The organism is Demequina mangrovi (genome assembly GCF_000759715.1).
Classification (GTDB): Bacteria; Actinomycetota; Actinomycetes; order Actinomycetales; family Demequinaceae; genus Demequina; species Demequina mangrovi.
Genome location: NZ_BBLU01000001.1, coordinates 383,315 through 397,588, shown reverse-complemented (window position 1 = coordinate 397,588; position 14,274 = coordinate 383,315). Strand labels below are relative to the sequence as shown.

At 70.9% G+C, this 14,274-nt stretch carries 11 protein-coding genes; all 11 read left to right on the top strand.

Annotated features, from left to right (window positions below; genetic code table 11):
* The first annotated feature begins 6 nt into the window (after positions 1–6).
* Entirely contained in the window at positions 7–414 is a 408-nt protein-coding gene (locus TR42_RS01745; protein ID WP_042212406.1) for a hypothetical protein, read from the top strand.
* A 139-nt stretch (positions 415–553) separates the two neighbouring features.
* Positions 554–919: a phosphoribosyl-AMP cyclohydrolase gene (gene hisI / locus TR42_RS01740; protein WP_042212404.1), complete on the top strand. Its 366-nt coding sequence runs from the start codon at positions 554–556 to the stop codon at positions 917–919.
* Positions 916–2,466, top strand: coding sequence for an anthranilate synthase component I (locus tag TR42_RS01735; protein WP_042212401.1), 1,551 nt, complete (start codon positions 916–918; stop codon positions 2,464–2,466). Before hisI ends, TR42_RS01735 begins: the two co-directional genes overlap by 4 nt.
* 32 nt (positions 2,467–2,498) lie before the next feature.
* On the top strand, positions 2,499–2,735 hold the full coding sequence (locus tag TR42_RS01730; protein ID WP_042212399.1) for an HGxxPAAW family protein: 237 nt from the start codon (positions 2,499–2,501) through the stop codon (positions 2,733–2,735).
* 77 nt (positions 2,736–2,812) lie between these two features.
* Positions 2,813–3,622: an indole-3-glycerol phosphate synthase TrpC gene (gene trpC, locus TR42_RS01725; RefSeq protein ID WP_042212398.1), complete on the top strand. Its 810-nt coding sequence runs from the start codon at positions 2,813–2,815 to the stop codon at positions 3,620–3,622.
* A complete protein-coding gene (gene trpB, locus TR42_RS01720) occupies positions 3,619–4,827 on the top strand; it encodes a tryptophan synthase subunit beta (protein WP_042212396.1) in 1,209 nt (402 codons plus the stop codon). Before trpC ends, trpB begins: the two co-directional genes overlap by 4 nt.
* On the top strand, positions 4,824–5,612 hold the full coding sequence (trpA, locus tag TR42_RS01715; protein ID WP_042212394.1) for a tryptophan synthase subunit alpha: 789 nt from the start codon (positions 4,824–4,826) through the stop codon (positions 5,610–5,612). The genes trpB and trpA overlap by 4 nt, the downstream gene beginning before the upstream one ends.
* Positions 5,609–6,538 carry a prolipoprotein diacylglyceryl transferase gene (gene lgt, locus TR42_RS01710; RefSeq protein WP_052405495.1) on the top strand — a complete coding sequence of 310 codons (930 nt, stop codon included), beginning with the start codon at positions 5,609–5,611 and terminating at the stop codon, positions 6,536–6,538. The genes trpA and lgt overlap by 4 nt, the downstream gene beginning before the upstream one ends.
* 120 nt (positions 6,539–6,658) lie before the next feature.
* Positions 6,659–11,194: a glutamate synthase large subunit gene (gltB, locus tag TR42_RS01705; protein WP_042212393.1), complete on the top strand. Its 4,536-nt coding sequence runs from the start codon at positions 6,659–6,661 to the stop codon at positions 11,192–11,194.
* Complete coding sequence (locus tag TR42_RS01700; RefSeq protein ID WP_042212391.1) at positions 11,187–12,653, top strand: glutamate synthase subunit beta; 1,467 nt, start codon at positions 11,187–11,189, stop codon at positions 12,651–12,653. Before gltB ends, TR42_RS01700 begins: the two co-directional genes overlap by 8 nt.
* An 18-nt stretch (positions 12,654–12,671) precedes the next feature.
* Positions 12,672–14,090 carry a pyruvate kinase gene (pyk, locus tag TR42_RS01695; RefSeq protein ID WP_042212389.1) on the top strand — a complete coding sequence of 473 codons (1,419 nt, stop codon included), beginning with the start codon at positions 12,672–12,674 and terminating at the stop codon, positions 14,088–14,090.
* Positions 14,091–14,274 lie beyond the last annotated feature (184 nt).

Here is a 14,274-nt window from a genome sequence, read left to right as displayed (position 1 = left end):
ACGGCCGTGACCGAGTCGTTGGCGGCGAGCGTGCGCGGGCTGCGCTACGCGGCGTTCGATGCGCACATGGAGCGGCTTCCGCACCTCACCATCCGAGAGGTGATCTCGCTGTCCAAGGCCCGCAAGATGGGCCTCACCGAGGTCTTCGACCTGCTGTCCGACACCGACTTCCTGGTGAGCGACTGGCACGCCTCATGGAAGCTCGCGTACGACGCGGTGTACTCGCTCGCGGTCGACCACGGCCTCGACGGGCTGCCCGTGGTCTGCTCCGCGGCGGCCGACGTCGCCGCATGCCAGGGTCTCGCGCGCCTCCTGGGCTCGGACGTGTCGATCGACGTCCACCTCAAGCTCTCCGAGCCGTGGCGCTTCGTGATGGAGCGCCACTGCATCGTCTCGGAGCCGCTCGAGGCCTGATCCTCCGCGCCGCGCGCGCCTGCGGGACATGAGTGCCGTTCTCGCGCGGATTCCGGCCTCCATGTCCCGCCAGCGCGCAGTGCGACGCTGCGGACTCCGTTGGCGCTGTCGGAGGGGAGGGCGTGGAAGGATAAGCCGCATGCCTCTCGACGGTGACCTCGCAGCGCGCCTCAAGCGCGACCCGAACGGCCTCGTCTGCGCCGTGGTGCAGCAGCACGACACGCGCGAGGTGCTCATGGTGGCGTGGATGAACGACGACGCGCTCCATGAGACCCTCACCAGCGGCCGCGCGGTCTACTGGAGCCGCTCGCGCCAGGAGCTGTGGCGCAAGGGCGACACCTCGGGCAACGTCCAGCGCGTGGTGCGCGTGAGCCTCGACTGCGACGGCGACGCGCTGCTGCTCGAGGTCGACCAGCAGGGTCCGGCCTGCCACACCGGTACGCGCACGTGCTTCGAGGCCGGGGGAGCCCTGGGCGCGGTGAACGGCCTGGGAGATCTCGCATGACGGCCGCGCCGCGCCTCGACTGGGGCCAGACCTGGCCGTCGCTCGCGGGCTTCACCGAGATCGGCGCCTCGCATCGCGTGGTGCCCGTGGTCCGCCGCCTGCTCGCCGACTCGCTCACGCCGGTCGCGGTCTACCGCGCCCTCGCGCAGGAGCGGCCCGGCACCTTCATCCTCGAGTCCGCCGAGCCCGACGGGTCGCGCGCCCGGTGGTCCTTCGTGGGCGTGCACAGCCGCGCGATGCTCACGGTCGACGGGGACGATGCGCGGTGGAGCGGCGACGTCCCCGTGGGCCTCGCCGACGGCGCGCCGCTCACGACGATCCAGCAGGTGCTCGCCGAGATGCGCTCCGAGGCCATCGAGGGCCTGCCCCCGCTCACCGGCGGCATGGTCGGCGTGCTCGGCTGGGACATCATCCGTCAGTGGGAGCCGACGCTGCCGATGAAGGCGCCGCGCGAGCTCGACGTGCCCGACGTGCTGCTGCTGCTCGCCACCGACATCGCGGCGATCGACCACCGCGACGGCTCGGTGTGGCTCATCGCCAACGCGGTCAACGCCGATGCGCAGCAGACGGGCATCGAGCGGGCGTACGAGGACGCGGTCGCCCGGCTCGACCGCATGCAGCGCGAGCTCGCGAACGCCGTCGCCGGAGAGGTGTCGGTGCTCACCGAAGGCGACGACCCGGCGATCACCCAGCGCAGCGCGCCGGGGGAGTACGAGAAGGCCGTCGAGTTCGCCAAGGAGGCCATCCGCGACGGCGAGGTGTTCCAGATGGTGCCCTCGCAGCGCTTCGACCTCCCGTGCGAGGCGAGCCCGCTCGAGGTCTACCGCGTGCTGCGCACGCTCAACCCGAGCCCGTACATGTACTACTTCCAGCTCGAGGACGACCAGGGCCGCGACTTCGCGGTGGTCGGCGCGAGCCCCGAGTCGCTGTGCACCGTCAAGGACGGGCGGGTCTCGACGTTCCCCATCGCGGGATCGCGTCCGCGCGGCGCGACGCCGGCCGAGGACAAGAGCCTCCAGGAGGAGCTGCTCGCGGACCCCAAGGAGATCGCCGAGCACGTCATGCTCGTCGATCTCGCCCGCAACGACCTCGTGAAGGTATGCGAGCCCACCTCGGTCGAGGTGGTCGAGTTCATGGTGGTCAACCGCTACAGCCACATCATGCACATCTGCTCGACGGTGGTGGGCGAGCTCGAGGCCCCGCACGGCGCGCTCGACGCGTTCACGGCGGTGTTCCCGGCCGGCACGCTCTCCGGGGCGCCCAAGCCCCGGGCCATCGCGCTCATCGACGAGATCGAGCCGACGCGGCGCGCGTTCTACGGCGGCGCGGTGGGCTACTTCGACTTCGCGGGCAACATGGACACCGCCATCGCGATCCGCACCGCGCTGATCGAGGACGGCACCGCGCACGTGCAGGCGGGCGCCGGCATCGTCGCCGACTCCGTGCCCGAGAACGAGGCCGCGGAGACCCGCCACAAGGCCGCCGCGCTCATCCGCGCGATCTCGACGGCGTCGCGCCTGGCACCGGCTCCGGCTTCGCTAGACTGACGCGCAATTCCCCAGTCCCCAAGGAGAACCCCATGTCGAGCGTGCACCTCGAGCCGCAGGACCTTCCCGAGATCGCCCCGCACAACCACGGCAGGACCACCGCCGCGTGGGTCACGAACATCGGCCTGGTGATCGCCGCGCTGCTCGCCTCGGTGGGCATCGCGATCCCCGTCCACGCGCTCACGATCGCCGGCATCGTCGTCGCCGTCGCGTCGCTCGCCGCGGGTGCCGTGCTCCGTGCGCTGGGCCACGGTCAGCCCCTCTCGTAGGCACTCTGTGCCTCAATTTGAGGCGTCCTTGAGCCGTTCTTTGCGGCGGTAGAGTGGGCGCCATGGGTGGGAGCAGCATGAGCGTTCTGGACAGCATCGTCTCGGGGGTACTCGAGGACCTGGAGGTCCGCAAGGAGCTGACCTCCATGGACGCGCTCAAGGAGCGCGCCGCACGCCTTCCCGAGGCGCTGGACGCTCGCGCGATCCTCGCTCAGGAGGAGGTCGGCATCATCGCCGAGGTGAAGCGGTCGAGCCCCTCCAAGGGTGACCTCGCCGACATCACCGATCCCGCGCTGCTCGCGACCGAGTACGCCGCGGGCGGCGCGTCCGTGATCTCCGTCCTCACCGAGCAGCGCCGGTTCAACGGCTCGCTCCAGGACCTCGACGCGGTGCGCGCCAAGGTGGACGCGCCGATCCTGCGCAAGGACTTCATCGTCACGCCGTACCAGGTGTGGGAGGCCAGGGCGCATGGCGCGGACGTGGTCCTCCTCATCGTCGCGGCGCTCGAGCAGCTCGCTCTCGAGAGCCTCATCGAGCGGGTCCACTCGCTCGGCATGCTCGCGCTCGTCGAGGTGCACAGCGAGGAGGAGGTCAAGCGGGCCGCCGACGCCGGCGCGACCGTCATCGGCGTGAACGCGCGCAACCTCCGCACCCTCGAGGTGGACCGCACCACGTTCGCCCGCGTCGCGCCGCACATCCCGGACGGCATCCTGCGGATCGCCGAGTCCGGCATCCGTGACAGCCACGACGTGGTCGAGTACGCCCGCCTGGGCGCCGACGCCGTGCTCGTGGGCGAGGCCCTGGTGAAGGACCGCGACCCGCGCGCGACGGTGGCGGAGATGGTCGCCGCCGGCGCCCACCCCGCGCTGCGCTCGGTGCGCCCGTGACGGGGTCGCTCCAGGAGGCCCCCGGGCCGTACTTCGGCGAGTTCGGAGGACGCTTCGTCCCCGAGGCGCTCATGGCCGCCCTCGACGAGCTCACCGACGCGTACGACAAGGCCCGCATCGACCCCGAGTTCACCCTCGAGCTCGAGCGCCTCGCCCGCGACTACACCGGCCGCCCGAGCATCGTGACCGAGGTGCCGCGCTTCGCCCAGCACTGCGGCGGCGCGCGTGTGCTCCTCAAGCGCGAGGACCTCAACCACACCGGCTCGCACAAGATCAACAACGTGCTCGGCCAGGCGCTGCTCACCAAGCGCCTGGGCAAGTCGCGCATCATCGCGGAGACCGGCGCGGGCCAGCACGGCGTCGCGACCGCGACCGCCGCGGCGCTCATGGGCCTCGACTGCGTGATCTACATGGGCGAGGAGGACACCGAGCGGCAGTCCCTCAACGTCGCCCGCATGCGCCTGCTCGGCGCCGAGGTCATCCCCGTCGCGACCGGCACCCGCACCCTGCGCGACGCCATCAACGAGGCCTTCCGCGACTGGGTCGCGAACGTCGAGCACACCAACTACGTCTTCGGCACCGCCGCGGGCCCGCACCCGTTCCCCGCGATGGTCCGCGACTTCCAGCGCGTCATCTCGGTCGAGGCGCGCGAGCAGATGCTCGCGCTCGGCGGGCTGCCCGACGCGGTGCTCGCGTGCGTGGGCGGCGGCTCCAACGCGATCGGCTCGTTCGACGCGTTCCTCGACGACGCCGACGTGCGCCTCATCGGCTGCGAGGCCGCGGGCGACGGGGTCGAGACCGGCCGCCACGCCGCGACGCTCACCGGCGGTCGCCCCGGCATCCTGCACGGCTCGATGTCCTACATCCTCCAGGACGAGGACGGCCAGACCCAGCCGAGCCACTCGATCTCCGCCGGCCTGGACTATCCGGGCGTGGGCCCCGAGCACACCTGGCTGTCGAGCATCGGCCGTGCCGAGTACTGGCCCGTCACCGACGCCGAGGCGATGGAGGCCTTCCGCCTCCTCACCCGCACCGAGGGGATCCTGCCCGCGATCGAGTCCGCGCACGCGCTCGCCGGCGCGATCCGCCTGGGCCGCGAGCTCGGCCCCGACGCGACGCTGCTGGTGACCCTCTCGGGTCGCGGCGACAAGGACGTCGAGCAGGCCGCACGCTGGTTCGACATGCTGCCGGAGGGAGACGAGTGAGCGCGCTGACCGACCGCCTCGATCAGTGCAAGGCCGAGGGGCGCGCGGCGCTCGTCGGCTACCTGCCCGTCGGCTACCCCGACGTCGAGACCTCGCTCGCCGCCATGCGCGTGCTGGTCGAGGCCGGCTGCGACGTCGTCGAGATCGGCCCGCCCTACTCGGACCCCGTCCTCGACGGCCCAATGATCCAGCACGCGGCCGCGCGCGCCCTCGAGGGTGGCGTCAAGGTGGACGATGCGTTCATCGCCGTGCGCACGGTCGCCGAGGCGGGCGCGGTGCCCGTGGTGATGAGCTACGCCAACCTCATGCTCCAGCGCGGCTGGTCGCGCTTCGCGCAGGACCTCAAGGCCGCCGGCGGCGCGGGCGTCATCACGCCCGACCTCACGCCCGACTCCGCGCCGGAGTGGGTCGAGGCGGCACGCGCCGAGGACGTCGACACGATCTTCCTGGTCGCCCCGTCGACCACGCGCGAGCGCATGGCGCTCACGTGCGGGGCCTCGACCGGCTTCGTCTACGCGACGCCGCTCATGGGCGTCACCGGCGAGCGCGCCTCGGTGGGCGACGCCGCGACACGCGTGGTGAAGGACGCCCGCGATGCCGGAGCCGCTCGCGTGTGCATCGGCGTCGGCGTCGCGACGGGGGAGCAGGCGGCCGAGATCGCCGGCTACGCGGACGGCGTCATCGTCGGCACGGCGCTGGTGCGCGCCCTGGGCGACGAGGGCGACCTCGAGCGCCTGCGCGCCAAGGTGACCGAGCTCGCCGAGGGGGTGCGCGCAGCACGATGACCACCTCCATCCCGAGCCCGCCTCTCGAGTGGAGCTCCTTCAGCATCGGACCGCTCACGGTCCACGCGTACGCGCTGTGGATCCTGCTCGGCATCTTCGTCGCGCTATGGCTCACCACGCGCCGCTGGGTCGAGCGCGGGGGAGACGCCGAGGTGGTCGGCGACATCGCCTTCTGGGCGATCCCGTTCGGCATCGTCGGCGGCCGCATCTATCACGTCATCACCACGCCGGCCCCGTACTGGGGACCCGACGGCAACCCGTGGGACGCGCTCAAGATCTGGAACGGCGGGCTGGGCATCTGGGGCGCCGTGGCGCTCGGTGCGCTGGGCGCCTGGATCGGCGCGCGCCGCGCGGGCGCGAGCTTCACGGCCTTCGCCGATGCCGCCGCGCCGGGCGTGCTGATCGCCCAGGCGATCGGCCGCATGGGCAACTACTTCAACCAGGAGCTCTTCGGCGCCCCGACCACGCTGCCGTGGGCGCTCGAGATCGAGGAGCGTTTCCGGCCCGCCGGCTACGAGCAGTTCGCCACGTTCCACCCCACCTTCCTCTACGAGATGGTGTGGAACCTCGCGGGCGCGGCGCTCATCATCTGGCTCGACAAGAAGTACGACCTCCGCGGCGGCCGCGTGTTCTGGCTGTACGTCATGGTGTACGTCTCGGGCCGTCTGTGGATCGAGCACGTCCGCATCGACGATGCGGTGCACATCGCGGGCCTGCGCATCAACGAGTGGGTCTCGATCATCGTGCTCGCGGGTTCGATCCTCGCGTTCGTGGCCCTAGGATGGCGGCAGCGCAAGGCAGCCGTGCGACCGGATCGGTCGCAGCTCGCGGCACGTGTCTCGCACCCTGATGACGCCGCCTTGCCCGACGATGACGCATCGTCGGACGTCGCCGACACCCCCGGCGACAGCCCCGCGGGGTCCTGAGGGGGTTTCCCCGTGCAGGGTCGTTCGCGGTAGGCTGAACGCCCGTGTCAACACCGGGTCGAAGGCGCCCCGAAATCTACGAATGTCCCCGTGTGAGCGGGGACGCTTAAGGACGGTGTGATGGTCGCGCATCTTGGCGCCCCCCAGCCCGCAGCGGGGCTTTACGACCCCGCCTACGAGCACGATGCGTGCGGTGTCGCCTTCGTCGCGACCCTGCGTGGCACGGCGGGCAGGGACATCGTCGATGCCGGCCTCACGGCGCTCAAGAACCTCGAGCACCGCGGAGCCGTCGGTGCCGAGACCGAGACCGGCGACGGCGCGGGCATCCTCACGCAGGTGCCCGACGCCTTCCTCCGCGAGGTCTCCGGCCTCGACCTCCCGGCGGCGGGAGAGTACGCGGTGGGTCTCGCGTTCCTCGAGCCCGGCCAGGAGGCCGCTCAGGTCGCGACCTTCGAGTCCGCCGCCGAGGCCGAGGGCGTCCGCGTCATCGGCTGGCGCGACGTCCCCGTGAACCCCGAGCCGCTGGGCCCGAGCGCCCGCGGCGCCATGCCGACGTTCCGGCAGGCGTTCCTCGCGGTCGACGGGCTGTCGGGCATCGAGCTCGACCGCCGCGTGTACCGCGTGCGCAAGCGCTCCGAGAACGCCGGCGGCCCCTTCTTCGCCTCGCTGTCGTCGCGCACGCTCACCTACAAGGGCATGCTCACCACGTACCAGCTCGAGCAGGTGTTCCCGGACGTCCTGCACCCGCTGTTCGCGTCGGAGCTCGCTCTGGTGCACTCGCGCTTCTCCACCAACACCTTCCCGTCGTGGCCGCTCGCGCAGCCGCTGCGCGGCATCGCCCACAACGGCGAGATCAACACCGTGCGCGGCAACCGCAACTGGATGGCCGCGCGCGAGGGCATGCTCCAGTCCGACCTGCTGGGCGACATGGCGCCGCTCATGCCGGTGTGCACGCCGAGCGCCTCTGACACCGCGTCCTTCGACGAGGTGCTCGAGCTCCTGCACCTGGGCGGCCGCCCGATCCACCACGCGCTGCTCATGATGATCCCCGAGGCGTGGCAGAACAACGAGTCCATGGACCCGGCCCGCCGCGCGTTCTACGAGTACCACTCGGGCCTCATGGAGCCGTGGGACGGCCCCGCCGCGCTCCACTTCACCGACGGCACCGTCATCGGCGCGACGCTCGACCGCAACGGTCTGCGCCCCGGCCGGTACTGGGTGACCGACGACGGCCTCGTGGTCTGCGGCTCCGAGGCGGGCCTGCTCGACCTCGACCCTGCGAAGGTGGTCCGCAAGGGCCGCCTGCAGCCCGGCCGCATGTTCCTCGTCGACACCCGCGAGGGCCGGATCGTCGAGGACGAGGAGATCAAGTCGGCGCTCGCCGCCGAGCAGCCCTACGAGCAGTGGGTCGCGGACAACGCGATCCGCCTGTCCGAGGTGCCCGACCGCGAGCACATCTCCCACTCGGCCCGCTCCGTCCAGCGCCGCCAGCGCGCGTTCGGGTACACCGAGGAGGAGCTCAAGATCCTGGTCGGCCCCATGGGCAAGACCGGCATCGAGCCCATCGGCGCGATGGGCTCCGACACCCCGATCGCGGTCCTGTCCGAGCGCCCGCGCCTGCTGTTCGACTACTTCGTGCAGATGTTCGCGCAGGTGACCAACCCGCCGCTGGACTCGATCCGCGAGGAGATCGTCACCGCGACCGGCGGCGCTCTCGGCCCCGAGCCGAACCTGCTCGACGCCACGCCCGAGCACGCCCGCAAGATCATCATCGACTTCCCGGTGATCGACAACGACGAGCTCGCCAAGATCCTCCACATCGACCGCGACCCCAAGCGCCGCGGCGTGTTCTCGGCGCGCAAGATCCGCGGCCTCTACCCGGTCAAGGGCGGGGCCGAGGCGCTCGACGCGCGCCTCGCGGAGATCTTCAACGAGGTCGACGAGGCGCTCGAGGACGGCGTGTCCTTCCTCGTCCTCTCGGATCGCGACTCCAACCCCGACCTCGCGCCCATCCCGTCGCTGCTGCTCACGTCGGCCGTGCACCACTACCTGGTGCGCACCCACCGCCGCACGCAGCTGTCGATGGTGGTCGAGGCGGGCGACGTCCGCGAGGTCCACCACGTCGCGCTGCTCATCGGCTACGGCGCCGGCTGCGTCAACCCGTACCTCGCGATGGAGACGGTCGAGGACCTCGCCAAGCGCGGCTACCTGGGCGACGTGGCCCCCGAGAAGGCGACCGCGAACCTCATCAAGGCGCTCGGCAAGGGCGTCCTCAAGATCATGTCCAAGATGGGCATCTCGACCATGGCGTCCTACCGCGGCGCGCAGGTGTTCGAGGCGATCGGCCTGTCCAAGGAGCTGGTCGACCTCCACTTCAACGGCACCCCGTCGCAGATCGACGGCGTCGGGCTCGACGTCATCGCCCGCGAGGTCGAGGAGCGCCACGCCGACGCGTACCCCGCCTCGGGCGAGCTGCCCCCGCACCAGCGCCTGCGCACCGGCGGCGAGTACCAGTGGCGTCGCGACGGCGAGGAGCACCTCTTCGACCCGGAGACGGTCTTCAAGCTCCAGCACTCGACCCGGACGCGTCAGTACGACGTGTTCCAGCAGTACACCGACCGCGTGGACCTCCAGTCCAAGCGCCTCATGACGCTGCGCGGCCTGCTCGAGTTCGCCTCGGACCGCCCCGCGGTGCCGATCGACGAGGTCGAGCCGGTGAGCGAGATCGTCAAGCGCTTCAACACCGGCGCGATGTCCTACGGGTCCATCTCGCAGGAGGCGCACGAGACCCTCGCGGTCGCGATGAACCGCCTGGGCGGCAAGTCGAACACCGGCGAGGGCGGCGAGTCCGTCGACCGCCTCCACGACCCCGAGCGCCGCAGCGCGATCAAGCAGATCGCCTCGGGCCGCTTCGGAGTGACCTCGGAGTACCTGGTCAACGCGGACGACATCCAGATCAAGCTGGCGCAGGGCGCCAAGCCGGGCGAGGGCGGCCAGCTCCCGGGCAACAAGGTGTACCCCTGGGTCGCCCAGACCCGTCACTCGACGCCCGGCGTCGGCCTCATCTCGCCGCCGCCGCACCACGACATCTACTCCATCGAGGATCTCAAGCAGCTGATCCACGATGCGAAGAACGCCAACCCGAAGGCGCGCATCCACACCAAGCTGGTGGCGGAGGTCGGCGTCGGCACCATCGCTGCCGGCGTCGCGAAGTGCAAGTCGGACGTGGTGCTCATCTCGGGCCACGACGGCGGCACCGGGGCGAGCCCGCTCAACTCGCTCAAGCACGCGGGCGCGCCGTGGGAGATCGGTCTCGCCGACACCCAGCAGACCCTGGTGCTCAACGACCTGCGCGACCGCATCGTCGTCCAGGTCGACGGACAGCTCAAGACCGGCCGCGACGTGGTCGTGGCGGCGCTGCTCGGCGCCGAGGAGTTCGGCTTCGCGACCGCGCCGCTCGTGGTGTCCGGCTGCATCATGATGCGCGTGTGCCACCTCGACACCTGTCCGGTGGGCGTCGCGACGCAGAACCCCGAGCTGCGGTCCCGGTTCTCCGGCAAGCCCGAGTTCGTCGAGACGTTCTTCGAGTTCATCGCGCAGCAGGTGCGCGAGCACCTCGCGGCTCTCGGCTTCCGTTCGATCGCGGAGGCGATCGGCCACGTCGAGGCGCTCGAGACCCGCGCGGCGATCGACCACTGGAAGGCGCAGGGGCTCGACCTCACGCCGGTGCTCGCGCGTCCCGCCGAGGGCGCGGCGCTCATGAACTCGACCACCCAGGACCACGGGCTGGCCGAGGCGCTCGACAACGACCTCATCGCCGCCGCCGAGGCCGCCCTCGAGCGCGGCGAGAAGGTGGTGCTCGAGCGCGAGGTGCGCAACATCAACCGCACGGTGGGCACGATGCTCGGCTACGAGGTCACGCGCCGCTACCGCGGGGCCGGCCTCGAGGACGACACGATCGACGTCACCTTCACCGGCAGCGCGGGCCAGTCCTTCGGCGCCTTCGTGCCCCGCGGCATCACGCTGCGGCTCGAGGGCGACGCCAACGACTACGTGGGCAAGGGCCTCTCCGGCGGCCGCATCATCGTGCGTCCGGCGCGGGAGTCGATGCTCGACGAGACCAGCGACGTCATCGCCGGCAACGTGGTGGGCTACGGCTCCACCGGCGGCGAGATCCTGCTCCGCGGCCAGGTGGGCGAGCGCTTCCTGGTCCGCAACTCCGGCGCGACGGCCGTCGTCTCGGGCGTGGGCGACCACGGCCTCGAGTACATGACGGGCGGCACCGCGGTGATCCTCGGTCGCACCGGCCGCAACCTCGGCGCCGGCATGTCGGGCGGCACGGCCTACGTGCTCGACCTGCGCCCCGAGCGGGTCAACGCGCAGGCGCTGGCGGCCGGCGAGCTCACGCTCGGCGAGCTGGACGCCGAGGACCAGGTGATCGTCCGCACGCTGATCGAGCGCTTCGAGCGCGAGACCGGATCGCCGGTGGCGCGCGAGCTGCTCGCCGACTGGTCCATGACGGTGGCGCGCTTCACGCGCGTCCTGCCGGCACAGTACGCACGCGTCCGCGAGGCGCTGACCGAGCTCGAGGCCAAGGGCGGGGACCTCTCCGCGCCGGGTGCCTGGGCCGAGTTCCTGGAGGTGACGGGTGGCTGACCCGCGTGGATTCCTGAACGTCCGTGACCGCGAGGTCCCGCCCTACCGCCCCGTCGAGGTCCGCCTGCGCGACTGGTCGGAGGTCAAGGACGAGCTCGGTCGAGACGAGGTGGTGCTCAAGCGCCAGGCCGGTCGCTGCATGGACTGCGGCATCCCGTTCTGCCACCAGGGGTGCCCGCTGGGCAACCTCATCCCGGAGTGGAACGACCTCGTATGGCGCGGCCAGTACGCCGACGCCATCGAGCGCCTGCACGCCACCAACAACTTCCCCGAGTTCACGGGCCGCGTCTGCCCGGCGCCGTGCGAGACCTCGTGCGTGCTCGGCATCAACCAGCCCGCGGTGACCATCAAGAACGTCGAGGTCGAGATCATCGAGCACGCGTTCGAGGACGGCAACGTGACGCCGCACATCGCGCAGCGTCACACCGGCAAGACGGTCGCCGTGGTCGGATCCGGCCCCGCGGGCCTCGCGGCGGCGCAGCAGCTCACGCGCGCCGGCCACACCGTCGCGGTCTACGAGAAGGACGACCGCGTGGGCGGCCTGCTCCGCTACGGCGTGCCGGACTTCAAGATGGAGAAGCACGTCATCGACCGCCGCGTCGCGCAGATGGAGCGCGAGGGCACGCGCTTCCGCACCGGCATCGCCATCGGCGAGGACATCACGTGGGACGACCTGCGGGCACGCTACGACTCGGTGCTCATCGCCACGGGCGCTCCGCTGCCGCGCGACCTCCCGCTGCCCGGCCGCGAGCTCGACGGCATCCACTTCGCGATGCCGTACCTCCATCAGGGCAACCAGGCGGCTGCAGGCGAGGACGTCGCCGACCAGATCCACGCGGCCGACAAGCACGTCATCGTCATCGGCGGCGGCGACACCGGCTCGGACTGCATCGGCACCGCTCTCCGTCAGGGAGCCGCGAGCGTCACCACGCTCGCGATCGGCAAGAAGCCGCCGACGGAGCGCCCCGCGAACCAGCCCTGGCCCACCGACCCTCGCGTGTTCGAGGTGTCCTCGAGCCACGAGGAGGGAGGCGAGCGCGACTATCTCGCCTCGACGGTGGAGTTCATCGGTGATGAGAATGGACACGTGAAGTCCCTCAAGGTCGCCGTCACGCAGTACAACGCGGACGGCTCGCGCACCCCCACTCCGGGGACCGAGCGGGAGATCCCGGCGGACCTTGTGCTCATCGCGATGGGCTTCACTGGGCCTGAGGTCACGAACCTGCAGGCACAGTCGCAAGTAGCGTTGACCGCGCGCGCTCAGATCGAGCGGGCGCACAACTACGCGACCACCCAGGACGGGGTCTTCGTGGCCGGCGATGCCGGGCGCGGCGCCTCGCTCGTAGTCTGGGCGATCGCCGAAGGCCGGGCGGCAGCCGCGGCCATCGATGAATACTTGACAGGGAGCACCGAGCTCCCGGCGCCGGTCACGGCGCACACAACGGCGCTTCGCGCCTGAATACCAAGGTTGGAGAACATGCGTAACGCGAAGATTGTCTGCACGATCGGACCGGCCACGGCGCCGATCGACCAGATGCGCAAGCTTGTGGGGGCGGGCATGGACGTCGCCCGTATCAACCGCAGCCACGGCTCCGCCGAGGAGCACGAGGCGGTCTACCGCAACATCCGCCAGGCGGCGGAGGAGTCCGGCCGCAACGTCGCCGTCCTCGTCGACCTCCAGGGCCCGAAGATCCGTCTCGAGAAGTTCGCGAACGGTCCGCACGAGCTCGCGGTCGACGACGTCTTCACCATCACCACGCGTGACGTCGAGGGCACCAAGGACATCTGCGGCACCACGTTCAAGGGCCTCCCGGGCGACTGCAACCCCGGCGACACGCTGCTCATCGACGACGGCAAGGTCCGCCTCGAGGTCACCGAGGTGACCGAGACGGACGTCGTCACCAAGTGCGTCGTGCCCGGCCCGGTCTCCAACAACAAGGGCATCAACCTGCCCGGCGTCGCCGTCTCGGTGCCCGCGATGTCGGAGAAGGACGAGGAGGACCTCCGCTGGGGCCTCAAGCTCGGCGCGGACTTCATCGCCCTCTCGTTCGTGCGCAACGCCGCCGACTACGAGGACGTCGCCCGCATCATGACCGAGGAGGGCCGCACGGTCCCCGTCATCGCCAAGGTCGAGAAGCCGCAGGCGGTCGAGAACCTCGCCGAGATCGTCGACGCGTTCGACGGCGTCATGGTCGCCCGCGGCGACCTCGGCGTCGAGCTGCCGCTCGAGGAGGTGCCGCTGGTCCAGAAGCGCGCCATCGAGCTGTGCCGCTCGCAGGCGAAGCCCGTCATCGTCGCCACCCAGGTGCTCGAGTCGATGACGCACTCGCCGGTACCGACGCGCGCCGAGACCTCGGACTGCGCGAACGCGATCCTCGACGGCACCGACGCGGTCATGCTCTCGGGCGAGACCTCGGTCGGCGACTACCCGATCATCACGGTGGAGACGATGGCCCGCATCGTCAAGAACACCGAGGAGAAGGGCTACTCGCGCATCGCGCCGTACCTGTCGACGCCGCACACCCGCGGTGGCGCCGTCACGCACGCGGCCTCGGAGATCGCCGAGAACCTCGACATCAAGTACATCGTGACGTTCACCCAGTCGGGCGACTCGGCGCTGCGCATGTCGCGCCTGCGTCCCTCGACCCCGATGATCGCCTTCACGCCCTCGGCCGACACCCAGAAGCGCCTCGCGCTGTCCTGGGGCATCCAGGCGGAGCTCGTGGAGAAGGTCGACTCGACCGACGCGATGGTCAACCTCGTGGACGGCTACCTCAAGTCCTCGGGTCGCGCCGTCGACGGCGACTTCGTGGTCGTCGTGTCCGGCACCCCGGTGGGCGTGCCCGGCACCACCAACTCGATCTTCGTGCACAAGGTCGGTCAGGTCCGCGGCTGAGCGGTTCCGCACTGCAGAAGGGCCCCGTCGGCTTCGGCCGGCGGGGCCCTTCGCCGTCCCTGGGCGGCCGCTTAGCGCGGGCCCGCATCGAAACGATGCGATCGGATGACTTCTTCTACATCGATTGACAAAGCGTGCGAACCCTCGCAAGGATGCGTAACTGTGTGAACGCGCACAATTCGCA

Bases quoted from the DNA above. Each gene is read 5' to 3' on its own strand.
- TR42_RS01735 (WP_042212401.1), top strand. From the start codon at position 916: ATGACGGCCGCGCCGCGCCTCGACTGGGGCCAGACCTGGCCGTCGCTC.
- pyk (WP_042212389.1), top strand. From the start codon at position 12,672: ATGCGTAACGCGAAGATTGTCTGCACGATCGGACCGGCCACGGCGCCG.
- lgt (WP_052405495.1), top strand. From the start codon at position 5,609: ATGACCACCTCCATCCCGAGCCCGCCTCTCGAGTGGAGCTCCTTCAGC.
- trpC (WP_042212398.1), top strand. From the start codon at position 2,813: ATGAGCGTTCTGGACAGCATCGTCTCGGGGGTACTCGAGGACCTGGAG.
- hisI (WP_042212404.1), top strand. From the start codon at position 554: ATGCCTCTCGACGGTGACCTCGCAGCGCGCCTCAAGCGCGACCCGAAC.
- TR42_RS01730 (WP_042212399.1), top strand. From the start codon at position 2,499: ATGTCGAGCGTGCACCTCGAGCCGCAGGACCTTCCCGAGATCGCCCCG.
- gltB (WP_042212393.1), top strand. From the start codon at position 6,659: ATGGTCGCGCATCTTGGCGCCCCCCAGCCCGCAGCGGGGCTTTACGAC.